The organism is Superficieibacter sp. (assembly GCF_032071645.1).
Taxonomy (GTDB): Bacteria; Pseudomonadota; Gammaproteobacteria; order Enterobacterales; family Enterobacteriaceae; genus Superficieibacter.
The window spans coordinates 112,562-136,191 of the sequence record NZ_DAMAPU010000005.1; the positions used below are offsets into that span (position 1 = coordinate 112,562).

A 23,630-nucleotide genomic window follows, 5' to 3' on the forward strand; every position below is an offset into this window, starting at 1 on the left:
TTAACATTGCCGTGAGTTAAGCATATCAGATCTCCTGGCAGGTTACATTTGGCCTTCCGGGCCTAATTCCCATTGCGGACAAGGTTAAGGCTTACCAAAATCCCGCCATTCAGGTAACATCAAAACCCCTTTTTACTACAGAAGAAGTAATACTCACTATGACTCAAGTCGCGAAGAAAATTCTGGTAACGTGCGCGCTGCCGTACGCCAACGGCTCAATCCACCTCGGCCACATGCTGGAGCATATCCAGGCTGATGTCTGGGTCCGTTACCAGCGAATGCGCGGCAATGAGGTCAACTTCATCTGCGCGGACGACGCGCACGGCACGCCAATCATGCTGAAAGCGCAGCAGCTTGGTGTGACCCCGGAGCAGATGATTGGTGAGATGAGCCAGGAGCACCAGACCGATTTCGCCGGGTTTAACATCAGCTATGATAACTATCACTCCACGCACAGCGACGAAAACCGTGAGCTGTCGGAACTGATTTACACCCGCCTGAAAGAGAACGGCTTTATCAAAAACCGCACCATCTCTCAGCTTTACGATCCGGAAAAAGGCATGTTCCTGCCAGATCGTTTTGTTAAAGGCACCTGCCCGAAATGTAAATCGGCGGATCAGTACGGCGATAACTGCGAAGTCTGCGGCGCAACCTACAGCCCGACCGAACTGATCGAGCCGAAATCTGTCGTTTCCGGTGCTACGCCAGTGATGCGTGATTCCGAACACTTCTTCTTCGACCTACCCTCGTTCAGCGAAATGCTGCGGGCATGGACCCGCAGCGGTGCGTTGCAGGAGCAGGTAGCGAATAAAATGCAGGAGTGGTTTGAATCCGGCCTGCAACAGTGGGATATCTCCCGCGACGCGCCTTACTTCGGCTTTGAAATCCCTAATGCGCCGGGCAAATATTTCTACGTCTGGCTGGATGCGCCGATCGGCTACATGGGTTCTTTCAAAAACCTGTGCGACAAACGCGGCGATACCACCAGCTTTGACGAATACTGGAAGAAAGATTCCAGCGCCGAGCTGTATCACTTCATCGGCAAAGACATCGTCTATTTCCACAGCCTGTTCTGGCCAGCCATGCTGGAAGGCAGCAACTTCCGCAAACCGACCAACCTGTTCGTTCACGGCTACGTGACGGTGAACGGCGCGAAGATGTCGAAATCACGCGGCACGTTCATTAAGGCCAGCACCTGGCTGAACCACTTCGACGCCGACAGCCTGCGCTATTACTACACTGCCAAGCTCTCGTCACGCATTGATGACATCGACCTGAACCTGGAAGATTTCGTCCAGCGCGTCAACGCCGATATCGTTAACAAAGTGGTCAACCTCGCCTCCCGTAACGCAGGCTTTATCGCGAAGCGTTTCGACGGCGTGCTGGCTTCTGAACTGGCCGACCCGCAGCTTTATAAAACCTTTACCGATGCCGCGACGGTGATTGGCGAAGCGTGGGAAAGCCGTGAGTTTGGCAAAGCCATCCGTGAAATTATGGCGCTGGCAGACGTGGCTAACCGCTACGTTGATGAAAAAGCCCCGTGGGTAGTGGCGAAGCAGGAAGGTCGTGATGCCGAACTACAGGCGATTTGTTCAATGGGTATCAACCTGTTCCGCGTGCTGATGACCTGGCTGAAACCGGTAGTGCCTGTGCTGAGCGAACGCGTTGAAGCCTTCCTTAACACATCGCTGGAGTGGGAGGCGATTGAGCAACCGCTGCTGGGCCACAAGGTCAACACCTTTAAGGCGCTCTACAACCGCATCGACATGAAGCAGGTCGAAGCGCTGGTTGAAGCGTCCAAAGAAGAAGTGAAAGCGGCTGCCGCGCCGGTGACGGGTCCGCTGGCGGACGATCCGATTCAGGAAACCATTACCTTTGACGATTTCGCCAAAATCGATCTGCGCGTAGCGCTGATTGAAAACGCGGAGTTTGTTGACGGCTCCGACAAGCTGCTGCGCCTGACGCTGGATCTCGGCGGCGAGAAGCGCAACGTCTTCTCCGGCATCCGTTCTGCGTATCCCGATCCGCAGGTGCTGACAGGTCGCCTGACGGTGATGGTGGCGAACCTGGCACCACGTAAAATGCGCTTCGGTATTTCTGAAGGCATGGTGATGGCTGCCGGTCCTGGTGGAAAAGATATTTTCCTGTTAAGCCCGGATGAAGGCGCAAAACCGGGTCAGCAGGTTAAGTAATGTATCCCCTCTCCGGCGCTTATCCGCGCCGGAGAGCTTTTTCACCTCTCATCATTGCTCATCTTTATCTCTTGCGTAAAATCGCAAAAGCTATGTAAATATCGCCATCATATATAACTATTTAAAGTTTTAATTATGTGAATGCCGCCCGGTACTGTTATTATCGGCAACGCATTACGTAGTTATAATATTAAGCAATATGTTATTTTTTATCAGGGTAAACCAGATGGAGGTGTAGTTGAATGTCCCGCGCCGACGAAGAGAGAAAAGGCTATATAGCTATAGGCGAAGCGGTCATTAGCCATATCGTCAAAAAGCAGGAAATCAGCAAGCAGTCGCTGCTGAAAGAGCTGGGCAAAATGGCCGTAAGCGAGACCTGCGATGAACGCGCCAGCCGATTACGTATCGGCAGAGAATTACTCAATACGATGCCAGATGAGCCGGAGGCAGATGCCAGTGGACGCTATCCTGGCGGCGCATTACCGGCTGATGGCAACGAATGAATTCGCTAATTATTTCCCTCTGAACGTATTTTTATTATTCACAATCAGGGATAATAATATCCGTTAAAGTTTTTTAATTTCAGGATAATACTGCACACTCATTTTCATTCTGCCTGATGCAGTTAATCCTGAATTCTTTATTGATTATTGCTTTTAAAATGTATATTTTACTTACGGTTATGAATTTTGGCGTAGCTAACGAGCGAGGGCTGGTATGAAGGGTAGCCGTAGTAAAGGTCCTGACAATGTGGCAACACCTCCCGTCCCCTGGATGCCCTCTGGCGAAGAGACTCTGGGTGCGATAGTCATTGAGCTACTGCGTAACGGGAAAGGCGTCAGTCGTCACAGCATTTGTCTTAAGCTAGCCGCACGGCTGGAGCAAACCTCCGATCCGGTGATGGAAGTTCATTATGGCGAACTTTTGGCTATACTGCTCGGCAAGGGCATTCGCTAGCGCAGCACGGGTTACGCAACCGGGCGCTATTATTAACGGCACAGCTTTTATTTCGCCTTCCGACTGCGGAAGCGAAGGCATCGATGACACGATGCCGCCATGAGGTTGAGAATGAGCAAAAGCGATATCGACAAGCTGGTAGACATCATTATGGGCGAAGCTGTCCTGAAACTTCTTGAGTCGGATGCCGCCATCTCGTATGACGCGCTGATCGACCAGCTTCGCACAAGTATGCATAGCGAAACCGACCCACAGCGGCGTCAGGCCTATGCGAGAACCTTAAGCGATGTGCGCGCCTTCAAAGCCAATATCAATCAGCAGGACGGGACGACCGAGCGGCCTCTTTTCAGCAAGGACAGCATTCTGCTGCGCTTCAACGGCGATCCACCGGGCAGCAATGATAAAAAACATTAATATCGCCACCACAGCAGAAGACGTATCCTGACCCGCTGTTGTCATTCCAGAACACCCGGCATATATGGTTTGTTGCCCCGGCCATATCAGCTCATCAATGTAGCTCCAGGGGGGAGAATTGATCGAAGATGAACACGTTAAGCTCGATGAAATCCATGAGGTCATTGGTATCGCCGCAACATGGCTGATGAAATCCTTTCAGCCAATCAAAGCACGGAGCATCATCATGGTCCTGCGTGCCAGAGAAGCGGAAGTGACCGATTGTCGGGAAAAGTCCATCTATGCAGCGGCGCGCCAGATGGTCATGAACAAAATGCAGTGAGTTCCCCCTGCCCCTCCCTTCCTGAACGTTAGCGAGCCTTGCTGCCGCATCTGACGAACCCGATCCGCCCTGAAACCTTCGGTTTATTAATCTGACGCATCTTCTGGTTTCAGGGACGGCTTGCTGAAGCTGGCCGGAAGCAAAGATGTCCGGCGGACCGCTGCCGCCGGGATCATCATGCCCTGGGCGCGTGCTGACGGGCGGCGAGGCCGCGCAGGAAATAGCGCAGCATCTGATCGCCGCATTCGCGGAAGTTTTTATGCTCCGGCGCGCGCATCATGGCGGTGATTTCCGGCATCGAAATGCGGAACTGTTGCGCGGTGAGGATCGCCAGAATATCGTCGGTTTTCAGGGAAAACGCGATGCGCAGCTTTTTCAGCACGATGTTGTTATTCACCCGGCGTTCCGGCTCCAGTGCCGGGGAGGATTCGTCCCGGCCACGCTTGTCATAAATCAGGCCGTTCAGAAAAGAAGATAAAATAATATCCGGGCAGCGCTGGAATCCTTCTTCTTCCTCTTTTCGCAGCCAGACGGCGATCTGCTCCGCCGTGGCTTCGGCTCCGCCCAGCGCCAGAATACGCGCCAGATCGTTATTATTGGATTTCAGGATGTAGCGCACGCTACGCAGGATATCGTTACTCAGCATGGGGCCTTCGCAAATAAAGTGGCAAAAAGGCATTTTACCAGTCTTTTACAGCCCTAGCGCCTCTTTTAAACTTTTCAGATAGCGACGGCTGACCGGCACCGTCTGTCCGGCGCGTAAAAGCAGCTCGGCCTGACCGTTTTCTTCGAGGCGGATTTCCTTCAGATGCGCCATATTCACCAGATACTGCCGATGGCAGCGCAACAGCGGCGTGCGGCTTTCCAGCGTTCTTAGCGTTAGCTCGGTAAAGCCTTCTTTCCCTTCATGACTGGTGACGTATACCCCGCTCATCCGGCTGCTGACAAAGGCCACGTCTTCCATCTGTAACAGCCAAATCCGGCTGTGGCCGGTACAGGGGATAAACTTCAGCGCCTGCTGATTTTCCGGCAGTACCGACACATCCTGCTCGCCGCGCTCCTGACGCAGGCGGGTCAGGGTCTTATTCAGCCGTGCAGATTCAATCGGCTTGAGCAAATAATCAAAGGCGTGTTCTTCAAACGCTTTTACCGCGTACTCATCAAACGCGGTCAGAAAAACCACCCACGGACGGTGTTGCGGGTCGAGCATTCCGACCATCTCCAGCCCGCTGATGCGCGGCATCTGGATATCGAGAAAAAGTACGTCCGGGCGCAGACGATGCACCGCGCCGATGGCTTCCACGGCGTTAGCGCACTCACCCACAATTTCAATGTCGCTTTCATCCTGTAACAGAATGCGCAGATTCTCCCGTGCCAGCGGCTCGTCATCCACAATCAGCACTCTTAACATGCGTTTTCCTCCAGAGGCAATCGCAGGGTGATTCGGGTAAAACATTCCGGCTCACATTTCACGGTGATACCGCAGTCGTCGCCGAAACGGGCGCGCAGGCGTTTATCGACCAGGGTCATGCCCAGCCCGCTGCTGCTGGCGCTCGGCTGGTATAGACCGGCATTGTCTTCAATATCCAGCTGCAAATAGCGCTCGTGCTGGCTGGCGTGAATGCTGATTTCGCCCACGCCCAGATGCTGTGAAGTCCCGTGTTTGATGGCATTCTCGACGATCGGTTGCAGGGTAAAAGCCGGAAGCTGATGATGAGCCAGCGATTCCGGCACAAAAAGCTGCACCTGGAGACGGGACTGGAAGCGCGCCTTCTCAATTTGCAGATAAGCGTTAACGTGCTCAATTTCATCGGCGAGCGTCACAAACTCCGACGGACGCTTCAGGTTTTTACGAAAGAAGGTGGATAAATACTGCACCAGCTGGCTGGCCTGATCGCTGTCGCGGCGAATGACCGCTTTCAGCGTGTTCAGCGCGTTAAACAGGAAATGCGGATTAACCTGCGCATGGAGCAGTTTGATTTCCGACTGGGTCAGCAGCGCTTTTTGCCGCTCATACTGCCCGGCGAGGATCTGCGCAGACAACAACTGGGCGATGCCCTCCCCCAGCGTGCGGTTGATTGAGCTGAACAGGCGGTTTTTGGCTTCATACAGTTTAATGGTGCCAATAACCCGCTGATTCTCGCCGCGCAGCGGGATCACCAGCGTTGAGCCGAGCTTGCACTGCGGATGCAGCGAGCAACGGTACGGCACTTCATTCCCGTCAGCGTAGACCACTTCGCCGGTATTGATGGCTTTTAGCGTATAGGCGGACGCAATCGGCCGACCAGGAAGGTGGTGATCGTCGCCGGTGCCGGTGAAGGCCAGCAGCCGGTCGCGGTCGGTAATCGCCACCGCGCCAATATCCAGCTCCTGATACAGCACCTGGGCCACCTTCATGCTGTTTTCTTCGTTAAACCCCTGGCGAAGAATACCTTCCGTTGAGGCAGCCACCTTCAGCGCCGTTGCCGAAAACGCCGAGGTGTATTTCTCAAACATCGCACGCTTGTCGAGCAAAATGCGCATAAACAGCGCGGCACCGACGGTATTGGTGACCATCATCGGCGCGGCAATACTGTTCACCAGATGCAGCGCGTCCTGGAACGGGCGCGCAATCAGCAGGATGATCAGCATCTGCACCAGTTCTGCGACAAAAGTCACCGCCCCGGCAGTAAGCGGATTAAACACCCGATCCGTGCGCCCGCGTTTGATCAGAAGACTGTGCACCAGCCCGCCCAGCAGCCCTTCGACCATCGTCGAAATCATGCAGCTTAGCGCGGTCATGCCGCCCAGCGAATAACGGTGTAGCCCCCCGGTCAGCCCGACCAGCCCGCCAACCACCGGCCCGCCGAGCAGACCACCCATCACCGCGCCAATTGCCCGGGTGTTGGCTATCGAGTCTTCAATATGCAGGCCGAAATAGGTGCCCAGAATACAAAAAATGGAGAACGTCACGTAGCAGAGGAGCTTGTGCGGCAGGCGGACCGTCACCTGGATTAACGGTATGAACAGGCGCGTTTTACTCATCAGCCAGGCGATCACCAGGAACACGCACATTTGTTGCAGTAATAGCAACACAAGATTAAATTCGTACATACCTGCCAACCACACATTCCGAAAGCGCGTAACATACAGGGTGAACGTTTAACTTTCTTTGAAGCGCGGCATAAAAATGAAAATTCGTGCGCCCGATCACTAAATAAGCGCAAAAATGGTCAAATACCAGGCAGTCTGGTGATTACGCCTGGCGCGGCAGGAAATTAATAGTTCATTAACACACCAGCTTCGCCGTATAATCTTTTGATTAACATAAGGAGCAAACGATGAGCGCAGCCAAACTGGGTATTATCACCCTTTTCTTAGTCATGGCGATTAGCGGTATCGGCGGCGTGATGCTGGCGGGCTATACCTTTATTGTGCATGGCGGCTAAGATAACGCCCCAGTCGTTCAAATCCGCGATCGACAATGACCGCCGCCAGCGCGACCAGCACCGCGCCCTGAATCACATACGCTGTGTTAAACCCGCTCAGGCCGATGATTATCGGCGTGCCGAGGGTGCTCGCACCGACCGTTGAGGCTATCGCGGCGGTGCCGATATTAATAATGATCGACGTTCTGATCCCGGCGAGGATCAGCGGTGCCGCCAGCGGCAGCTCCACCTTCATCAGCCGTTGCCGACGGCTCATCCCCATCCCTTCCGCCACGCTGCTCACGCCAGCAGGCACCGCCGCCAGCCCGGCGAGCGTACCCTGTAAAATCGGTAAGATGCCATACAGCGTCAACGCGACAATGGCAGGCTGCTGACCAAAACCCATCACCGGCACCGCTATCGCCAGCACCGCGACGGGCGGAAACGTCTGCCCCATCGCTGCGATGGTTTCCACCAGCGAGCGAAACTCCCGCCCCGCAGGCCGCGTCACCAGAATGCCGCCCCCGACGCCGACAACAATGGCGATCAGGCTGGAAAGACCCACCAGCCAGAAATGCGCCAGCGTCAGCGCCAGAAAACTCTCCTGCTGATAGACCGGGCGCGGTAGCTCCGGGAAAAGCGCGCTGAACAGACCGGTGCTGTGCGGCAGCCAGAACAGCAGCGCGATAAACAGGCCAGTCAGCCACAGGAGCGGATCACGAATCACGTTCACGGTTTCCCTCCTCGCGCAGCAGATCGTCAAAGCGCAGGTTGCCGCAGGGACGCCCTTCGCCATCCACCACCGGTAAAATCAGACACTGCCGGGCGACGAAGGCCGAAAGCGCATCGCGCAGCGTCAGGGTCGCCGCCACAGGCTCACCGGCCACCGGCTCGCCGGGGCGCGTATAATCGCGCACTTCGCGCAGCGACAGCAGGCGTACGCCCAGTTCGCTGCGCCCAAAAAATTCGCGGACGAAATCATTCGCCGGATGGGTGAGCATCTGCATCGGCGTTCCCTGCTGCACCACTTCGCCCTGGTCCATCAGGATCAGATGATCCGCCAGCCGCAACGCCTCATCAATATCATGCGTGACCAGCACAATGGTGCGTCCCAGCAGGCGGTGAATGCGGCTCATCTCCTGCTGGAGCGCGCTGCGGGTGACCGGATCGAGCGCACCGAACGGCTCGTCCATCAGCAGCACGTCCGGGTCTGCCGCCAGTGCCCGCGCCACGCCCACCCGCTGCTGTTGTCCGCCGGAAAGCTGATGTGGATAGCGGTCGCGCAGTGACGCATCCAGCCCCAGCAACGTCATCAGCTCTGTAATGCGCTCATTAATGCGCGAGCGGCTCCACTTCAGGAGCTGGGGCACCGTGGCAATATTTTGCGCGACGGTCCAGTGCGGAAAAAGACCGATGGACTGGATCGCGTACCCCATGCGGCGGCGCAGCGCCAACAACGGCAACTGACCGATATCTTCGCCCGCAAAACGGATGGTGCCGCTGTCGTGCTCGACCAGCCGGTTGATCATCTTCAGGGTCGTGGATTTACCGGACCCGGAAGTGCCGATCAGCACCGTGAATGCCCCTTCTTTCAGATGCAGATTGAGGTTTTTGACCGCATCCTGCCCGGCAAACGATTTACTGACCTGGTTAAATTCAATCATGCGCATGTTCCTTAAGCAGGGCGCTCCATAAACTAAACAGCGCGTCCACCACCACCGCCAGCGCAATCACCGGGATCACCCCCAGCAGCACCAGATCAAGGGCGCTGCTAAGCAGCCCCTGGAAGACCAGCGCGCCGAAGCCCCCCGCGCCGATCAGCGCGGCGATCACCGCCATACCAATAGTCTGCACGGTGACGACCCGCAACCCGCGCACCAGCACCGGCAGCGCCAGCGGGAGCTGGATACGGTAAAAACGCTCGCGCTGGCTCATGCCCATCGCGGCGGCGCTTTCCAGTACGTCGTGGGGCACCTGATTCATCCCCGCCACCACGCCGCGCACCAGCGGCAGTAGCGCATAGAGGACCAGCGCGATCAACGCAGGCGCTCGTCCGGTGCCGCCAATCCCCAGACTGCCCAGCAGCGGAAACTGCTGTACCAGCCCGGCGAGCGGCGCGATTAACAGGCCGAAAAGCGCAATGGAGGGAATGGTCTGGATAATATTCAGCAGCGTAAATACCGGCGCCTGCCGCCCCGGATGACGGTAGCACCACAGTCCCAGCGGCACGCCAATCAGCAGGCCGGGAAGCAGCGTGCCAAACAGTAAGGTCAGATGCTGAAGCAATGCGTCGTTAAAAACGTCCCGACGGTTGGCATACTCTTTCAGCAGCGACAGCTCGTCCAGCGCACCGGTTGCCAGTAGCGCCAGCGGCAGCAGCCAGATTTGCGCGTTTAACAGCCAGCGCCAGGCCGCGTGGGGAGTCAGGCGACGGATCGCATCGCTCCCGGCCAGCAGCGCCAGCGCCAGCCAGAGCCACAACCCGCTGCCCGGCGAGGTGCGCGCCAGCGGACTGCCGGTTTGCGCCAGCCAGCTGGCGGATTTCCCCGCCCCCCAGAACAGGGCGATAAACAGCAGTTCGGCAGCCAGCAGGGTCAGAATAAGCGGCACGCGTCCCGGCAGCAGGCTTAACAGCACCAGCGCCAGCGGGATCGCCAGCAGCCACAGCGCAGGAAAAGACCCGATCTGCCATAGCGCACGCGACTCACCGGATACCAGCCGATTCGGCGCGTAATTGACAAACGGTAGCATCGCCGCTGCCAGCGCAATGAGGGTCAGCAGCAGCAGGACGCGGTTTTGACATTTTAGTTGCACAACGCGTCCCGGATTACTTCGTCAGCCCTTTTTCCTTCAGATAGTCAGCGGCGACTTTCTTCGCGTCCAGCCCTTCCACGGCAATTTTCGCATTCAGCGTTTGCAGCGTTTTTTCATCCAGGCTGGTAAATACCGGCTTCAGCCAGTCGTCGAGCTGCGGGTAGGCTTTCAGTACCGCTTCACGCACTACCGGAGCAGGCGCGTAAATCGGCTGGACGCCTTTCGGATCGGTCAACGTTTGCAGACCCAGCGCGGCGACCGGGCCATCGGTGCCGTAGGCCATGGCGGCATTCACGCCGGACGTTTGCTGCGCGGCGGCTTTAATCGTCACCGCCGTATCGCCGCCCGCCAGCGACAGCAGCTGGTTCTGTTTCAGTTTAAAATCGTAGGCTTTTTCAAAAGCAGGCAGCGCGTCGGTGCGTTCGATAAATTCCGCTGAGGCTGCCAGTTTGAAGGTGCCGCCCTCTTTCAGATAGCGGCTGAGATCGCTTAAGGAAGTCAGTTTATTTTTCGCGGCCAGATCCTGACGCACCGCAATGGTCCAGGTATTGTTCGCCGGGGCAGGCGTCAGCCAGACCAGTTTGTTCTTTTCGGCGTCCAGCTGTTTGACTTTATCGTAGCCCTGCCGGGCATTTTTCCACGCCGCATCGTTTTCCAGCTTGAAGAAAAATGCCCCGTTGCCGGTGTATTCCGGGTAGATATCCAGCTCGCCGGAGGTAATGGCTCCGCGCACCACCGGAGTGGCGCCCAGCTGAACTTTGTTGACCGTTTTAACGCCGTGGCTTTCCAGCACCTGTAAAATGATATTGCCCAGCAGTGCGCCTTCGGTATCGATTTTTGATCCGACTTTTACCGGCTCTGCCGCCAGCGCAGGCAGGCTGACCGCCGCCATCAGCACCAGTGAACCCATCATCCCCTTTGTGATCGTCATCGCGCTTTCCTCGTTATTTTGCTGCTCCTTTTCAGGAGCTTGAGAGAAAAGCGTAGACGATGAACGATTATTTTTCCGCGCTTTCGGGCAGTTTTAATGGCAGGGTCAACATACTGGCGGCGAAGTAGAGGATGGCGATGGTCCACAGGGTGCCTTCCACGCCAAGGGGATTAACGCACAGCGTGACAATCGCCGGGCCAGCGAAATTACTCAGCCCGGAGCCGAGATTCAGGCACGAGATGGCCGCGCCTTTATTTTCCGGCAGCAGAGAAGGGATGAGCGCGCTAAGCGGGCCGAATGCGCCAAGGCCAATGGCATACAGCGACAGCGCGCCAAAAAGCGCCGCATTGCTGTGACCGAAAAAGACCGGCGCGTAGCAGACCGCCAGCGACGCCAGCCCGCAGAGCGTGCCGGAGAACCAGACCACCGTATTGCGCCAGCCAATAGTGTCGCCAAGCCAGCCGAAGAAATAGCCGGAGAAAATATTCAGCACGTTCACCAGCCCCCAGACGGTCAGCCATTCGGCGATGCTGAAGCCAAAACGCGGCAGGTAGACCGGCATCAGGATCACCAGCGAAAATTTACCGATATCGTTGATGGTTTTGACCACCACCGCAAAGCGCATTTTCGGCTCGCGTCCGAGGACCAGAATCCCCTCCGCCAGCGCCGGGCCAAGCGGCAGACCGCGCTGCCAGCCGGGGCGATCGCGGTTGAGGATCAGCCCGCAAACCGCACCCAGCGCCACAAACCCAAAACCGCAGGTCAGCGTTGCCGTCTCGCCCCAGGCGGGAATGACAAGGCCAGAAAACCACGGGCCGACCACGGTCATGCCGACGCCGAAGGCCATCCAGAACCATGAGACGGCGCGACCGAGAATACGGCTCTCGCAGCGCTGGTTGATCCACACCAGAAATGAATAGGCGAACAGCGGATAGGCCACTCCCCGCAGCGAGTAGCTGATCAGCATCATCGGGTAGTTATTCTGCGGCAGCGCGACAAAAATAAAAGGCAGCGATCCGGCAAAATAGAAGACGGTGGCGATCCACATCAGGCGACGCACGCCCAGCACCCCTGCCCCAATCCCGGAAAACCAGGAGACGGCTGCGACGCACAGTCCGAAAACGGAAGAGAGGAGTGAAATATCAAACGCCGTAAACCCACGACCTTGCAGCATTGATGCCAGCCAGCTTTGCTCAATCGTGGCACCGGTAATAAACAGAAAAACCCCGATAAACCCCCAGCACAATTCGTGCGGTAAACCGATTTTTGCCCATATTCCCTGTTGGATCATCACACTCTGTTCCATCGTATTCCCTGATGTTTATGGTTACTGTGAGGCATTCGCCGAAGACGTGGCGCGATGCCGGGTTTTCATATTGTGAAGGTAAAAGCAGCCCGCCGTATTTTCACCCTGCTTGCTACCCTATAGCAAGCGAGTCAGACCGTTGATAATCCTGCGGATTTCGACAAAAAAAGCCGGTTTCCCGGCCTTGAACTGTTACTGGAGTTCGAATTCGCCCTGCTTGACGCGGGCAGAATCCGTACCGATAAAGACGTTAAATTTGCCCGGCTCGGCAACGTATTTCATTTGCTGATTCCAGAATTTCAGCGCCTCGACGTCAATCGGGAAGCTGACGGTTTTGCTTTCACCCGGTTTCAGGCTGATTTTTTCAAAGCCTTTCAGCTGCTTCACCGGACGGCTCATCGAGGCAGTGACGTCCTGCAAATACATCTGGATCACCGTCGCGCCCTCGCGTTTGCCGGTATTGGTCACCTCAACGCTGGCGGTCACGCTGCCGTCAGGTTTCAGGCCCGGCGCAGAGAGTTTGACGTCCGATACGCTGAACGTGGTGTAACTCAGACCGTAACCGAACGGATAAAGCGGACCGTTAGCCTCGTCAAAATAGCGCGAGGTGTATTTGTTCGGGTTATCCGCATTGTACGGGCGACCGGTGTTCAGATGGCTGTAGTACACCGGGATCTGGCCTACCGAGCGTGGGAAAGACATCGGCAGCTTGCCGGACGGGTTGTAATCGCCAAACAGCACGTCGGCAATGGCGTTGCCGCCTTCCGTACCCGCAAACCAGGTTTCGAGGATCGCATCCGCCTGCTGATCTTCTTTCACCAGCGCCAGCGGGCGACCGTTCATCAGCACCAGTACCAGCGGTTTGCCGGTGGCTTTCAGGGCGCTGATTAAATCACGCTGGCTTTGCGGCAGCGTAATGTCGGTACGGCTGGAGGCTTCATGCGCCATTCCCTGTGCTTCGCCGACCACAGCAACCACCACGTCAGACTGATTCGCGGCAGCAACCGCTTCGTCAATCATCGCTTTTGGCGTGCGCTCATCCACCTGCACCGCAGGCTCGTACTGATTCAGGAAGGCCACAATGTCTTTATCGTTGGTGACATTTGCCCCTTTAGCAAAAATGACTTTGCCCTGATCGCCCACGACATTTTTGATTCCCGTCAGGACGGTAACCGACTGATCGATCACCCCTGCGGCGGACCAGGAGCCCATTACGTCACGCTTGCTGTCGGCCAGCGGCCCGATCACCGCCACGGTCGCGGTCTTTTTCAGCGGCAGCGTTTCCAGCCTGTTTTTCAGCAGCACCAGACTTTCACGCGCTACGTTGCGGGCATCCTCACGGTGCAGGCGGCTTTCTGCGTTAGTGTCTTTAGGATCGGACTCTTTCGGCCCCAGGTGGCTGTAGGGATCGTTAAACAATCCCATATCATATTTGACGTTCAGCACGTGGCGCGCGGCGTCATCCAGCTCTGCCATCGACACTTTGCCTGATTTAACCAGCCCCGGCAGGTACTTGCTGTAGTATTCGTCGCTCATGCTCATGTTGATACCAGAGGTGAGCGCCACCCGTACCGCATCTTCGGGATCGGCGGCGGTGCCGTGCTTAATCAGTTCTTTAATGGCACCGTGATCCGAAATGGTGATGCCTTTAAAGCCCCACTGGTCGCGCAGTAAATCTTTCAGCAGCCAGGAATCTGAACTGGCTGGCGTGCCGTTCAGCGAGTTCAGCGCCACCATCACGCCGCCGCTGCCCGCGTCCAGCGCCGCTTTGTAGGGCGGCATGTAGTCGTTGAACAGGCGCTGCGGGCTCATATCAACGGTGTTGTATTCTTTCCCGCCTTCCACCGCGCCGTACGCGGCGTAGTGTTTAACGCTGGTCATGACGGAATAGCGATCCGCCGGGCTTTTGCCCTGCATCGCCTCAACCATCGTTTTCCCCATCGTGGCGGTAAGGTAGGTGTCTTCGCCAAAGCCTTCAGACGCGCGGCCCCAGCGCGGATCGCGCGAGACGTCAACCATCGGCGCCCAGGTCATATTCAGACCGTCATCCGCCGCTTCATACGCCGAGACGCGTCCAACGGTTTTCACCGTGTCGAGGTTAAAGGTGGACGCCAGACCGAGGCTGATCGGGAAAACGGTACGCTGACCGTGAACCACATCATAGGCAAAAAACAGCGGGATCTTCAGGCGGCTAAGTTCCATGACCTGATCCTGCATCTTGCGGATATCTTCGCGGGTCACGGTGTTAAAAATCGCCCCGACCTGCCCTTCTTTGATCATCTCGCGGATGGCTTCTTTCGGATTATCCGGCCCCACGCTTATCAGGCGCAGCTGACCAATTTTTTCATCAACCGTCATTTTTTTAAGCAGATCGGTGACGTAAGCATCACGCGCTTGCGGGGTTAACGGGAGTTGATTTTTGACGTCCTCTGCCAGCGCGGGATGACACGCCAGGCTCACAGCGAGACCTACAGAACATAGCCATTTCATATGGTTTACTCTCTTATGCTAAAGCCGGGGGCCGGCCTGTCCATGCGAAGATCGCAGTTTGCCATAATCGTAACCGGGGTTGCAGTATCTTGCCTCGCTTATTCTCTTATTTTTATAGCCATTTTATCCTGCGTTCCGGTTTTAACAGGCTATTCTTATAGACGTTTATTTGCTCACCACAAGGAGTGGAAGATGTCTACAACTCTTCATGATAATCACGCGCTACTCAACGAACTGACCCGCCTGGTGGGCCACGCACATCTGTTAACCGATCCGGCGAAAACCGCCCGCTATCGCAAAGGGTTTCGCTCCGGCCACGGGGACGCTCTGGCGGTGGTCTTCCCCGGCTCGCTGCTGGAACTGTGGCGGGTGCTCAGCGCCTGCGTCCAGGCCGATAAAATTATTCTGATGCAGGCGGCGAATACCGGCCTGACGGAAGGTTCCACACCTGACGGCAACGATTACGACCGCGATATTGTCATTATCAGCACTCTGCGGCTGGATAAGCTTCAGTTGCTGGACAACGGCGAGCAGGTGCTGGCGTTTCCCGGTACTACGCTGTATTCGCTGGAAAAAGCACTTAAGCCGCTGGGACGCGAGCCGCATTCGGTGATTGGTTCATCGTGCATCGGCGCGTCGGTAATTGGCGGGATCTGTAATAACTCTGGCGGCGCGCTGGTGCAGCGCGGCCCGGCGTTTACCGAAATGTCGCTGTTCGCCCGCATTGACGAACATGGCAAATTACAACTGGTCAATCATCTGGGGATTGAGCTTGGACAGACGCCGGAACAGATCCTCAGCAAGCTCGACGACGAGCGCGTGATGGCAACCGACGTGCGGCATGACGGGCGTCACGGGCACGATCACGATTATGTTACCCGCGTGCGCGACGTCGAAGCCGACACCCCCGCCCGCTATAACGCCGACCCGGATCGCCTGTTTGAATCTTCCGGCTGCGCGGGCAAACTGGCGGTGTTCGCCGTCCGGCTCGATACCTTCCCGGCAGCAAAAAATCAGCAGGTCTTTTATATCGGCACTAACCAGCCGCAGGTGCTGACGGAAATCCGCCGCCATATTCTGGCTAATTTTGCCAACCTGCCGGTGGCCGGTGAGTATATGCATCGCGATATTTATGACATTGCCGAACGCTATGGCAAAGACACTTTCCTGATGATCGACAAGCTCGGCACCGACAAAATGCCGCTGTTCTTTACGCTCAAAGGGCGCACCGATGCGCTGCTGGAAAAGGTTCCCCTTTTTAAGCCCCACTTTACCGACCGCACAATGCAAAAGCTGACCCGCGTCTTCCCGGCGCATCTGCCACCGCGCATGAAAAGCTGGCGCGATAAGTATGAGCATCACCTGCTGCTAAAAATGGCCGGTGATGGCGTCAGCGAAGCGCAGAACTGGCTTAGCGACTATTTCAAAACGGCCGAAGGGGGATTTTTTGCCTGCACCCCGGAAGAAGGCAGTAAGGCGTTTCTGCATCGCTTTGCGGCGGCGGGCGCGGCGATTCGCTATCAGGCGGTCCATGCGGACGAAGTGGAAGATATTCTGGCGCTGGATATCGCCCTGCGCCGGAATGACGACGACTGGTTTGAGCATCTGCCACCGGAAATCGACAGCCAGCTGGTGCATAAACTCTATTACGGGCACTTTATGTGTCACGTTTTCCACCAGGACTATATCGTCAAAAAAGGCGTTGATGCCCACCACCTGAAAGAACAGATGCTGGAACTGCTGCGTGCGCGCGGCGCGCAATATCCGGCGGAACATAACGTAGGCCATCTTTACGAAGCAGCGGAAAGTTTAAAGACGTTTTATCGTAAAAACGATCCGACAAACAGCATGAATCCCGGCATCGGCAAGACCAGCAAGCAGAAGAACTGGGGTGAAACGGCGTCACCAGCAGAAAGTGCCACCGGGGCTTCAGATATTCCTCAAACACCACCGCCGGTGATTTGAATTCGGCTTCCGACTCGTAATAGATTAATCACTCACGCCAGAGAAAGGTTCTCTGGCTTTTTTATGCTGAGGAGTTTGCACTATGTCTGCGCTGGAAATTTCCGACGATGTTGATATTGAGATCCGCGATGCCCTGCCGGACGATGTTCATGCCATCGCAGCGCTGTATGCATGGCATGTGCTAAATGGTCGCGCATCTTTCGAGGAGGTGCCGCCGTCTGACGAAGAAATGCACCAGCGGATGGAGAACGTCGCGGCGCAGGAACTGCCGTGGCTGGTGGCGCTCTATCGCGGGGTGGTCGTGGGCTACTGCTATGCAACGCAGTATCGTCCGCGTCCGGCGTATCGCTTTACCCTTGAAGAATCGATTTATGTTGATAACGCCATGACCGGGCGCGGCATCGGCTCGCGCCTGCTGACGGCGCTGATTGCCCGCTGTGAGCAGGGTCCGTGGCGGCAAATGCTGGCGGTAGTGGGCGACGGGCATAATAATCCTGGCTCGCTGCGGGTTCATCAACAGCTGGGCTTTGAGGAAGCGGGACGTTTGCGGAGCGTGGGATATAAAAAAGGCGACTGGCGCGATACGCTGATTATGCAGCGCGCCCTCAATGACGGCGACTGGACGCTGCCGGAATAGGCGAACAGCCGACGCCCCGGCAGGCGTGAGCGCCACCGGGGATCTTCATGAGGCTTAATCGTTTTGCGCGGTAAAATCCGTGCTGGTCATCTGCGCGGCTTTTTGCTTCTTATAGCTCAGCGCTGACGCCGGAACCGGCATGACTTTTCCGGTTTCAATCCAGGTTTTCAGGCGGCTGGCGTCGGCAAAATGGGTATATTTACCAAACGCATCCATCACCACCAGCGCAACCGGACGCTGATTGATCAGCGTGCGCATGACCAGGCAGTGACCCGCCGCATTGGTGAAGCCGGTTTTGGTCAGCTGAATATTCCAGTTATCGCGGTAGACCAGATGGTTGGTATTGCGGAACGGCAGCGTATAGGCCGGGCTGGAGAACGTCGCCATATCTTCACGGGTGGTGCTCAGCTGCCCGATCAGCGGATACTGCTTGCTGGCAATCAGCATTTTCGTCAAATCACGCGCCGTTGAGACGTTTTTGATCGACAACCCGGTCGGTTCAACGTAGCGCGTATGCGTCATCCCCAGCGCTTTGGCTTTTGCATTCATCGCCCGAATAAATGCGTCATAGCCGCCCGGATAATGATGCGCCAGGCTCGCCGCCGCGCGGTTTTCCGACGACATCAGCGCCAGCAGCAGCATATCTTTACGGCTGATTTCGCTGTTCAGACGCACCCGCGAGTAAATCCCCTTCATCTCCGGCGTATGGCTGATATCCACGTTCAGTTTTTCATCCAGCGGCAGACGGGCGTCGAGAACCACCATCGCGGTCATCAGTTTGGTGATGGAGGCAATGGGACGAACGAGATCCGGGTGACTGGAGTAAATGACTTTATTGGTCTGGAGATCGACAATCATCGCACTACCGGAAGCGATCTCCGGCTGGGCGGCCGTGGCGGCAATGGCCGTTTTGGCGCTGACCTGTGGTGCAAAAACCCCCGGGAGCATTAGCGCGAGGCTAAGCAATGAAAAGCGTAATTTCGGCATGATGAGATTCTGGTAATTATGGCCACAGGTTATGTTTGTTACGTATTCATTATACATATCAATAATAAACACGCCCGCGCATCATACCCGGCGGCCATGCGCATCGCCAGAGAAGAATCGTGTCCAGATACTGCACGGCGGAAAGCGCCACCTCCGCCGTGCGCTGTCGTTAAATAAGATGGTAGCCGTAGCCCCACAGCAGCACCGTCAGTGCCAGCAGCACTTCCAGCACCAGCACGCCAATCGCCAGCGTTGAACTGGAAAAACTCAGCCCTTCCTCCTTATTGATATTCAGGAAAGTCGGGATACCCAGATACAGCAGATAGCCGGTGTAAAACAGCGCTACCGTACCGACCAGCGCGCAAAGCCAGACCAGCGGATAGAGCGCCACCACGCCGCTGAGAAAAATCGGCGTGGCGACATAGCCTGCGAAAACCATACAGCGGGCCAGTGAGGGACGGTTCGGATAGTTACGCGCCATCCACCAGATCACCCGGCCCATCACCGCCACACCCACCAGCATCAGCCCGTAAAACAGGATCGCCAGCGCAAAGGCGGTAAACATCGACAGCCGGACCACGTTATTTTCGCCAAAGTTCCAGCCGATTTGCGTTGTGCCGATAAACGCGCAGATCACCGGGATCGCCGCCATAATCAGCACGTGGTGCGTGTAATGATGCGAGACCGTTTCGTTCTCGCGTTTGATCGACAGCATTTCGCGTTCAGGGTGGGAGAGAAGTCCCCAGACATGGTTCATACGATCCCCTCTTCTCGACGTGATACGAATGAGCTTTAAGTATAATTGATTATTTAATGTACAAATAAAAAATGCAGCGTCCTTCACGCCTGCAACATTTGCCACAGGGATTATGCTTAAGGGGCAATTTTTACCCGGGAGTATTATTTTACGTATGGATATTAATCTGTTGATCGCCCATTACGGCTACGCGGCCCTGACTATCGGTAGCCTGGCCGAAGGCGAGACGATTACCCTGCTCGGCGGCGTCGCGGCCCATCAGGGGCTGCTGAAATTTCCGCTGGTGGTACTGGCCGTCGCGCTTGGCGGGATCGCAGGCGACCAGTTGCTCTATTTTTTAGGCCGTCGTTTTGGCAACCGCATTCTCGCCCGCTTTCATCGCCATCAGGATAAAATCGACCGCGCGCAGACATTGATCCAGCGCCGTCCTTATCTGTTTGTGATTGGCAGCCGGTTTATGTACGGCTTTCGCATTATCGGCCCGTTGCTGATCGGAGCCAGCCGCCTGCGGCCTGGGCTGTTTTTACCGTTAAATATTTTTGGCGCGCTGGTCTGGGCGCTGATTTTCACCACCCTCGGCTATGTGGGCGGCGAGGTGATTGGCCCGTGGCTGCATCATCTCAATCAGCATCTTAAACATGCGGTGTGGCTGGGGATCGCGGTTGTTGCGGTGTTCGCCGTGCGCTGGTGGCTACGCCAGCGCCATAAAAAGCGCTGACGAACCGCCGGAAGAGTTACTGGCCACCTTTAAACTGCGGATTCGCCAGCATGAAGCCGCCGTCAACAATAAACGATTGTCCGGTGGTATAGGTGGCGTGCTCCGAACACAGCCACGCGACGAGGCTGGCAATTTCCTCGGTTTTGCCGGGGCGCGCCAGCGGGATATTCGGCATCGAACCGGGCTTCGCGTCGCCGTCATCCATGTCGTTCATCGGCGTGGCGATTGCGCCAGGCGCCACCGAGTTCACCAGGATATTGTGCTGCACCAGTTCCAGCGCCATTGATTTGGTCAGGCCACCCAGCGCATGTTTTGCCGCCGTGTAAGCGCTGGCGTCCGGTAGCGGCGTGTGTTCGTGCACGGAGGTAATGTTGACGATGCGCCCGCCTTCGCCCTGCTCCACCATTTTTCTGGCGGCAATTTGCGAGCACAGAAATGCGCCGTCCACGTCAACCGTGAAAATAGCGCGCCAGTCGTCAAGTTTGACATCGAGGAAACTGTCTTTGGTCATCATTCCCGCGTTGTTGACCAGCACGTCAATGCGACCAAAATGGGCGATCAGCTTTTCCAGTCCCTGCGCGCCTTCCGACAGCTTGCTCAGATCCATCTGCACGGCTTTGGCCTTGCGCCCCAGCGCTTCAACCTGCCGGACGGTTTCGTTCGCCCCTTCGTCATCTGAGTGCCAGGTGACGCCAATGTCATAGCCTGCTTTCGCCAGAAATAGCGCGCTTTGCTGGCCGATGCCGGAATCCGACGCGGTGACAACTGCTACTTTATTCGACGCCATATTTACCTCCCGTTAAGTTCAGGAGGTAAGTATAGAAAACCCTGCCCGGATATGAGCCTCAGGAGGAAAAATGATAGCCGCCGCCCAGTGCGGAAGTGAGCTGGATCGCGGCGTCCAGCCATTGCCCTTGTAATCGCAGGCCGACAATTTGCTCTTCAAGCGTGGGAATACGGGCGACGTTGACGCGCGAACCCGCGATGATCCCGGCGTTATAACGCGCCTGCGCCAGTGCCAGCGTGCGGGCAGCGTCTTTCTCAACCTGCTGCTGATGCTGATTTTTGTCGATCAGCGTCTCAACCTGCGCCGCGCTATGGGCGACCTGATTGACCGCCTCGATCACCGCTTTGTTATAGTTGGCAACCGACAGGCCGCTTTCGGCGCTCGCAATATCAAGACCGGCGTTCAGCCGTCCGCTGTCAAAAATCGGCAGCGTCAGCCCGGCGGTCACGCCCATTTGCTGCGCGGAATGACGGAACAGATCGCTTAAATGCAACGCATCCTGCTGGAGAAATGCCATCAGATTAACGTCGGGATAAAAAGCCGCTTTTGCCGCGTCCACCTCTTTCAGCGAAGCCTCAATGTACCAGTGGGCAGCCTGTAAATCCGCACGCCGCGCCAGCAACTCGTAGCCCAGTCTGGCGGGCATCTGCGTCTGTACCGTCGGCAGCGTCACCGGCTGTAGTGTCAGTGCCGAGGACTGGCTATCGGTCAGCGCCAGCAGTCGCGCTTCGATCATTTTCATATTTCCGGTAACTTCTGCCAGCTTCTGCTGCGTTTTGCCAGCGTTGATATCGGTATCGACGCCTTCAACCGATGAGGTGATCCCGTGCTCATAAAGCGCGCGATCAACCGCGACGATGGTCTGCTGCTGCTTTTCGATATCTTTCAGTACCTGCTGGATCGCCGCTTCGGTCTGCCACTCCCAGTACAGCCGCGCCACGCTGCTGGCGAGCAACTGGCGAGTTTGTTGCAGTTCAGCTTCACGCGCCCGGATCATGCCGATCCGCGCCTCCAGTTCCGCCCGATGTTTCCCCCACAGATCCAGATCCCAGCCAGCGGTTAAACCCACGTTACCGTTGGTGTACCACGGCCCGGTGGTGCCAGCAGCCGGATCGGTAAAGGCGAACGGCCCCATCAGCCCTTCAGCCGACATTTTTTGCCGCTCGATGTCGGTAGAGAAATTAAGCGCCGGACCGCTGGCGGCTTCCGCCATTCTGGCCTGCGCCTCGGCAAGCGCGATCCGCTGTTGCGCGACGTTTAAATCCGGTGAGCTGCTTAACGCACGCGCAATCAGCGCGTTGAGCTGCGGGTCCTGATATTGCAGCCACCATTGACTTTCCGGCCAGCCGTTTTGCAGCGCGGCGGGGAGCGAAGTATTAACGGACGAGGCAGGTGTGGTTGCTGTCATGGATGAGGTAACGTCGTGCGAGGGCGCGCAGGCCGTCAGAGCGAAAACCAGCGGCAGTCCGGCCAGAATAAAGAGACGGTTCATAGCGTTTTTTTACATGAAAAAAGAGGCGGGAAGATTACGTGGCAGAGGAAATTTTTTTTTAGTAACGCGTGGCAATGCATAACCAGAAATAGAATGAAACACCTGGAAAATTATTCACCAAACAAATAATTAGCACGTTAATTTGTTTACATTTTTTTAACGAGGGGAGGAAAATTATTCATAGCGTTCCTATACTTGATGCGAATACAACAAAGAAGGACTGCGCGATGAAAATTTTACTATGGGCTGTTTTGATTATCTTTCTGATCGGATTATTGGTGGTGACAGGCGTATTTAAGATGATTTTCTGATGATTATCGCCCCCGTAATCGGGGGCGATAACCGTTTTATGACCAGTGCTCAATAACCCGCGCGATAGACGCCGAATCCTGAAACGTGCGGATGGCGGTGAACAACGCCAGCGCCTCATCATATTCTTTACGCAAATACCCCAGCCACTGTTTGATGCGCGCCACGTGATACAGGCCTGTATCATCCTGCTTTTCCAGACGTGAATACTTACGCAGTAGCTCAACCACTTCTGGCCACGGCATTCGCGGCTCGTTGTATTTCACCACCCGGCTCAGATTCGGGATATTCAGCGCGCCGCGACCAATCATCAGCGCGTCACAGCCCGTGGTTTGCAGACACGCCTGCGCGCTTTGCCAGTCCCAGATTTCACCGTTGGCAATCACCGGAATAGAAAGCCGCTGGCGAATTGCGGCAATCGCCTGCCAGTTGATACGTTCCGCTTTATAGCCGTCTTCTTTCGTGCGCCCGTGAACCACCAGTTCCGTTGCGCCCGCCTGCTGCACGGCATCGGCAATTTCAAACTGACGATCGTCGCTGTCCCAGCCGAGGCGGACTTTAACCGTCACCGGTAAATGCGCAGGCACCGCTTCACGCATCGCCTTTGCACCCTGATAGATAAGTTCGGGATCTTTAAGCAGCGTCGCCCCGCCACCGCTGCCGTTAACCGCTTTCGACGGACAGCCACAGTTGAGGTCAACGCCGTACGAGCCGAGCGCCACCGCGCGGGCTGCATTTTCCGCCAGCCATTGCGGGTACTGCCCCAGCAACTGAATCCGCACCAGCGTACCGGCAGATGTCCGGCTCTGGTGATGAAGTTCCGGGCAAAGTTTATAAAACGATTTTACCGGCAGGAGCTGATCCACCACCCGCAGAAATTCGGTGATGCACAGATCGTAATCGTTAACCTCAGTCAGCAGCTCGCGCACCAGCGAGTCGAGCACGCCTTCCATCGGTGCCAGAAGTACACGCATATCTTTACCCGTAAAAAAAGAGGCGCTATGTTAGCGCCTCTGCGCCAGGGTTTAAAGCGCCAGCCCGTTGCCGTAACGGAATCGACTAAGCTGATAAGGACATTTGCCCAATGTTCCAGCCATCTATGTCAGCTATGCTTCGAATTCATGATGTGATCGGTAGCACACTTT

Annotated in this window: 24 protein-coding genes; 10 read left to right on the forward strand and 14 right to left on the reverse strand. The window is 56.2% G+C overall.

The window, feature by feature from the left end; genetic code table 11:
- Positions 1 to 158 precede the first annotated feature (158 nt).
- The 5 genes from metG to RT197_RS11745 all read left to right on the forward strand — a co-directional run bounded on the left by metG (position 159) and on the right by RT197_RS11745 (position 3,885).
- Positions 159 to 2,192, forward strand: a complete 2,034-nt coding sequence (metG, locus tag RT197_RS11725; RefSeq protein ID WP_312950708.1) for a methionine--tRNA ligase — start codon at positions 159 to 161, stop codon at positions 2,190 to 2,192.
- A gap of 242 nt (positions 2,193 to 2,434) precedes the next feature.
- Positions 2,435 to 2,695 (forward strand): hypothetical protein, encoded by a 261-nt coding sequence (locus RT197_RS11730; RefSeq protein WP_312950709.1) that lies wholly within the window; start codon positions 2,435 to 2,437, stop codon positions 2,693 to 2,695.
- Between the two features lie 247 nt (positions 2,696 to 2,942).
- Complete coding sequence (locus RT197_RS11735) at positions 2,943 to 3,149, forward strand: biofilm development regulator YmgB/AriR family protein (RefSeq protein ID WP_312950712.1); 207 nt, start codon at positions 2,943 to 2,945, stop codon at positions 3,147 to 3,149.
- 111 nt (positions 3,150 to 3,260) lie between these two features.
- Positions 3,261 to 3,563: a hypothetical protein gene (locus tag RT197_RS11740; protein ID WP_312950714.1), complete on the forward strand. Its 303-nt coding sequence runs from the start codon at positions 3,261 to 3,263 to the stop codon at positions 3,561 to 3,563.
- 118 nt (positions 3,564 to 3,681) lie between these two features.
- Positions 3,682 to 3,885, forward strand: coding sequence for a hypothetical protein (locus tag RT197_RS11745; RefSeq protein WP_312950717.1), 204 nt, complete (start codon positions 3,682 to 3,684; stop codon positions 3,883 to 3,885).
- A gap of 175 nt (positions 3,886 to 4,060) precedes the next feature.
- Here RT197_RS11745 and RT197_RS11750 read toward each other — a convergent pair whose 3' ends face one another.
- From RT197_RS11750 to RT197_RS11760, 3 genes are read right to left on the reverse strand one after another with little or no spacing between them, the layout of a single operon-like run.
- Positions 4,061 to 4,531, reverse strand: a complete 471-nt coding sequence (locus tag RT197_RS11750; protein ID WP_312950720.1) for a DUF1456 family protein — start codon at positions 4,529 to 4,531, stop codon at positions 4,061 to 4,063.
- Positions 4,532 to 4,576: 45 nt separating this feature from the next.
- Positions 4,577 to 5,296 (reverse strand): two-component system response regulator BtsR, encoded by a 720-nt coding sequence (gene btsR / locus RT197_RS11755; RefSeq protein ID WP_312950722.1) that lies wholly within the window; start codon positions 5,294 to 5,296, stop codon positions 4,577 to 4,579.
- Complete coding sequence (locus RT197_RS11760) at positions 5,290 to 6,978, reverse strand: sensor histidine kinase (protein WP_312950724.1); 1,689 nt, start codon at positions 6,976 to 6,978, stop codon at positions 5,290 to 5,292. Before RT197_RS11760 ends, btsR begins: the two co-directional genes overlap by 7 nt.
- Positions 6,979 to 7,205: 227 nt before the next feature.
- Here RT197_RS11760 and RT197_RS11765 point away from each other — a divergent pair, with 227 nt between their 5' ends.
- On the forward strand, positions 7,206 to 7,313 hold the full coding sequence (locus RT197_RS11765; RefSeq protein ID WP_312950726.1) for a protein YohO: 108 nt from the start codon (positions 7,206 to 7,208) through the stop codon (positions 7,311 to 7,313).
- Here RT197_RS11765 and RT197_RS11770 read toward each other — a convergent pair.
- From RT197_RS11770 to bglX, 6 genes are all read right to left on the reverse strand, one after another.
- Positions 7,294 to 8,025, reverse strand: coding sequence for an ABC transporter permease (locus RT197_RS11770; protein ID WP_312950729.1), 732 nt, complete (start codon positions 8,023 to 8,025; stop codon positions 7,294 to 7,296). The genes RT197_RS11765 and RT197_RS11770 overlap by 20 nt on opposite strands.
- The gene (locus RT197_RS11775) at positions 8,009 to 8,956 is read right to left on the reverse strand and encodes an ABC transporter ATP-binding protein (RefSeq protein ID WP_312950732.1); all 948 of its coding nucleotides are present in this window, start codon (positions 8,954 to 8,956) and stop codon (positions 8,009 to 8,011) included. The genes RT197_RS11770 and RT197_RS11775 overlap by 17 nt, the downstream gene beginning before the upstream one ends.
- The gene (locus RT197_RS11780; protein WP_312950734.1) at positions 8,949 to 10,106 is read right to left on the reverse strand and encodes an ABC transporter permease; all 1,158 of its coding nucleotides are present in this window, start codon (positions 10,104 to 10,106) and stop codon (positions 8,949 to 8,951) included. The genes RT197_RS11775 and RT197_RS11780 overlap by 8 nt, the downstream gene beginning before the upstream one ends.
- Positions 10,107 to 10,119: 13 nt before the next feature.
- On the reverse strand, positions 10,120 to 11,037 hold the full coding sequence (locus RT197_RS11785) for an ABC transporter substrate-binding protein (protein ID WP_312950737.1): 918 nt from the start codon (positions 11,035 to 11,037) through the stop codon (positions 10,120 to 10,122).
- Positions 11,038 to 11,104: 67 nt separating this feature from the next.
- Positions 11,105 to 12,343, reverse strand: coding sequence for an MFS transporter (locus tag RT197_RS11790; RefSeq protein ID WP_312950739.1), 1,239 nt, complete (start codon positions 12,341 to 12,343; stop codon positions 11,105 to 11,107).
- A gap of 192 nt (positions 12,344 to 12,535) precedes the next feature.
- Complete coding sequence (bglX, locus tag RT197_RS11795) at positions 12,536 to 14,833, reverse strand: beta-glucosidase BglX (RefSeq protein WP_312950742.1); 2,298 nt, start codon at positions 14,831 to 14,833, stop codon at positions 12,536 to 12,538.
- A 192-nt stretch (positions 14,834 to 15,025) separates the two neighbouring features.
- Between bglX and dld the strand changes: the two genes are divergently transcribed.
- Together dld and RT197_RS11805 are read left to right on the forward strand one after the other, a co-directional pair.
- A complete protein-coding gene (dld, locus tag RT197_RS11800) occupies positions 15,026 to 16,798 on the forward strand; it encodes a D-lactate dehydrogenase (RefSeq protein WP_312950744.1) in 1,773 nt (590 codons plus the stop codon).
- An 82-nt stretch (positions 16,799 to 16,880) separates the two neighbouring features.
- Entirely contained in the window at positions 16,881 to 17,435 is a 555-nt protein-coding gene (locus RT197_RS11805) for an N-acetyltransferase family protein (protein WP_312950747.1), read from the forward strand.
- A 54-nt stretch (positions 17,436 to 17,489) separates the two neighbouring features.
- Here RT197_RS11805 and pbpG read toward each other — a convergent pair whose 3' ends face one another.
- The gene (gene pbpG / locus RT197_RS11810; protein ID WP_312950749.1) at positions 17,490 to 18,422 is read right to left on the reverse strand and encodes a D-alanyl-D-alanine endopeptidase; all 933 of its coding nucleotides are present in this window, start codon (positions 18,420 to 18,422) and stop codon (positions 17,490 to 17,492) included.
- Positions 18,423 to 18,591: 169 nt separating this feature from the next.
- Positions 18,592 to 19,179, reverse strand: a complete 588-nt coding sequence (locus RT197_RS11815) for a Yip1 family protein (RefSeq protein ID WP_312950751.1) — start codon at positions 19,177 to 19,179, stop codon at positions 18,592 to 18,594.
- A 154-nt stretch (positions 19,180 to 19,333) separates the two neighbouring features.
- Between RT197_RS11815 and RT197_RS11820 the strand changes: the two genes are divergently transcribed.
- The gene (locus tag RT197_RS11820) at positions 19,334 to 19,897 is read left to right on the forward strand and encodes a DedA family protein (protein ID WP_312950754.1); all 564 of its coding nucleotides are present in this window, start codon (positions 19,334 to 19,336) and stop codon (positions 19,895 to 19,897) included.
- 16 nt (positions 19,898 to 19,913) lie between these two features.
- Here RT197_RS11820 and RT197_RS11825 read toward each other — a convergent pair whose 3' ends face one another.
- Together RT197_RS11825 and mdtQ are read right to left on the reverse strand one after the other, a co-directional pair.
- The gene (locus RT197_RS11825) at positions 19,914 to 20,684 is read right to left on the reverse strand and encodes an SDR family oxidoreductase (RefSeq protein ID WP_312950756.1); all 771 of its coding nucleotides are present in this window, start codon (positions 20,682 to 20,684) and stop codon (positions 19,914 to 19,916) included.
- Positions 20,685 to 20,742: 58 nt separating this feature from the next.
- Complete coding sequence (mdtQ, locus tag RT197_RS11830; RefSeq protein ID WP_312950758.1) at positions 20,743 to 22,176, reverse strand: multidrug resistance outer membrane protein MdtQ; 1,434 nt, start codon at positions 22,174 to 22,176, stop codon at positions 20,743 to 20,745.
- A 227-nt stretch (positions 22,177 to 22,403) separates the two neighbouring features.
- Between mdtQ and yohP the strand changes: the two genes are divergently transcribed.
- Positions 22,404 to 22,487 carry a small membrane protein YohP gene (gene yohP, locus RT197_RS11835; RefSeq protein WP_071785213.1) on the forward strand — a complete coding sequence of 28 codons (84 nt, stop codon included), beginning with the start codon at positions 22,404 to 22,406 and terminating at the stop codon, positions 22,485 to 22,487.
- A 36-nt stretch (positions 22,488 to 22,523) separates the two neighbouring features.
- On the opposite strand, the gene dusC is transcribed toward yohP, so the two are convergent.
- Positions 22,524 to 23,459, reverse strand: coding sequence for a tRNA dihydrouridine(16) synthase DusC (gene dusC / locus RT197_RS11840; RefSeq protein ID WP_312950760.1), 936 nt, complete (start codon positions 23,457 to 23,459; stop codon positions 22,524 to 22,526).
- Positions 23,460 to 23,630: the final 171 nt, after the last annotated feature.

Excerpts from the sequence above, each read along its gene's own strand:
- RT197_RS11730 (WP_312950709.1), top strand. The coding sequence starts at position 2,435 with ATGTCCCGCGCCGACGAAGAGAGAAAAGGCTATATAGCTATAGGCGAA.
- dusC (WP_312950760.1), bottom strand. The coding sequence starts at position 23,459 with ATGCGTGTACTTCTGGCACCGATGGAAGGCGTGCTCGACTCGCTGGTG.
- RT197_RS11785 (WP_312950737.1), bottom strand. The coding sequence starts at position 11,037 with ATGACGATCACAAAGGGGATGATGGGTTCACTGGTGCTGATGGCGGCG.
- yohP (WP_071785213.1), top strand. The coding sequence starts at position 22,404 with ATGAAAATTTTACTATGGGCTGTTTTGATTATCTTTCTGATCGGATTA.
- metG (WP_312950708.1), top strand. The coding sequence starts at position 159 with ATGACTCAAGTCGCGAAGAAAATTCTGGTAACGTGCGCGCTGCCGTAC.
- RT197_RS11805 (WP_312950747.1), top strand. The coding sequence starts at position 16,881 with ATGTCTGCGCTGGAAATTTCCGACGATGTTGATATTGAGATCCGCGAT.
- RT197_RS11760 (WP_312950724.1), bottom strand. The coding sequence starts at position 6,978 with ATGTACGAATTTAATCTTGTGTTGCTATTACTGCAACAAATGTGCGTG.
- RT197_RS11815 (WP_312950751.1), bottom strand. The coding sequence starts at position 19,179 with ATGAACCATGTCTGGGGACTTCTCTCCCACCCTGAACGCGAAATGCTG.
- RT197_RS11825 (WP_312950756.1), bottom strand. The coding sequence starts at position 20,684 with ATGGCGTCGAATAAAGTAGCAGTTGTCACCGCGTCGGATTCCGGCATC.
- RT197_RS11775 (WP_312950732.1), bottom strand. The coding sequence starts at position 8,956 with ATGATTGAATTTAACCAGGTCAGTAAATCGTTTGCCGGGCAGGATGCG.
- RT197_RS11820 (WP_312950754.1), top strand. The coding sequence starts at position 19,334 with ATGGATATTAATCTGTTGATCGCCCATTACGGCTACGCGGCCCTGACT.
- btsR (WP_312950722.1), bottom strand. The coding sequence starts at position 5,296 with ATGTTAAGAGTGCTGATTGTGGATGACGAGCCGCTGGCACGGGAGAAT.
- pbpG (WP_312950749.1), bottom strand. The coding sequence starts at position 18,422 with ATGCCGAAATTACGCTTTTCATTGCTTAGCCTCGCGCTAATGCTCCCG.
- mdtQ (WP_312950758.1), bottom strand. The coding sequence starts at position 22,176 with ATGAACCGTCTCTTTATTCTGGCCGGACTGCCGCTGGTTTTCGCTCTG.
- dld (WP_312950744.1), top strand. The coding sequence starts at position 15,026 with ATGTCTACAACTCTTCATGATAATCACGCGCTACTCAACGAACTGACC.
- bglX (WP_312950742.1), bottom strand. The coding sequence starts at position 14,833 with ATGAAATGGCTATGTTCTGTAGGTCTCGCTGTGAGCCTGGCGTGTCAT.
- RT197_RS11765 (WP_312950726.1), top strand. The coding sequence starts at position 7,206 with ATGAGCGCAGCCAAACTGGGTATTATCACCCTTTTCTTAGTCATGGCG.
- RT197_RS11790 (WP_312950739.1), bottom strand. The coding sequence starts at position 12,343 with ATGGAACAGAGTGTGATGATCCAACAGGGAATATGGGCAAAAATCGGT.
- RT197_RS11740 (WP_312950714.1), top strand. The coding sequence starts at position 3,261 with ATGAGCAAAAGCGATATCGACAAGCTGGTAGACATCATTATGGGCGAA.
- RT197_RS11750 (WP_312950720.1), bottom strand. The coding sequence starts at position 4,531 with ATGCTGAGTAACGATATCCTGCGTAGCGTGCGCTACATCCTGAAATCC.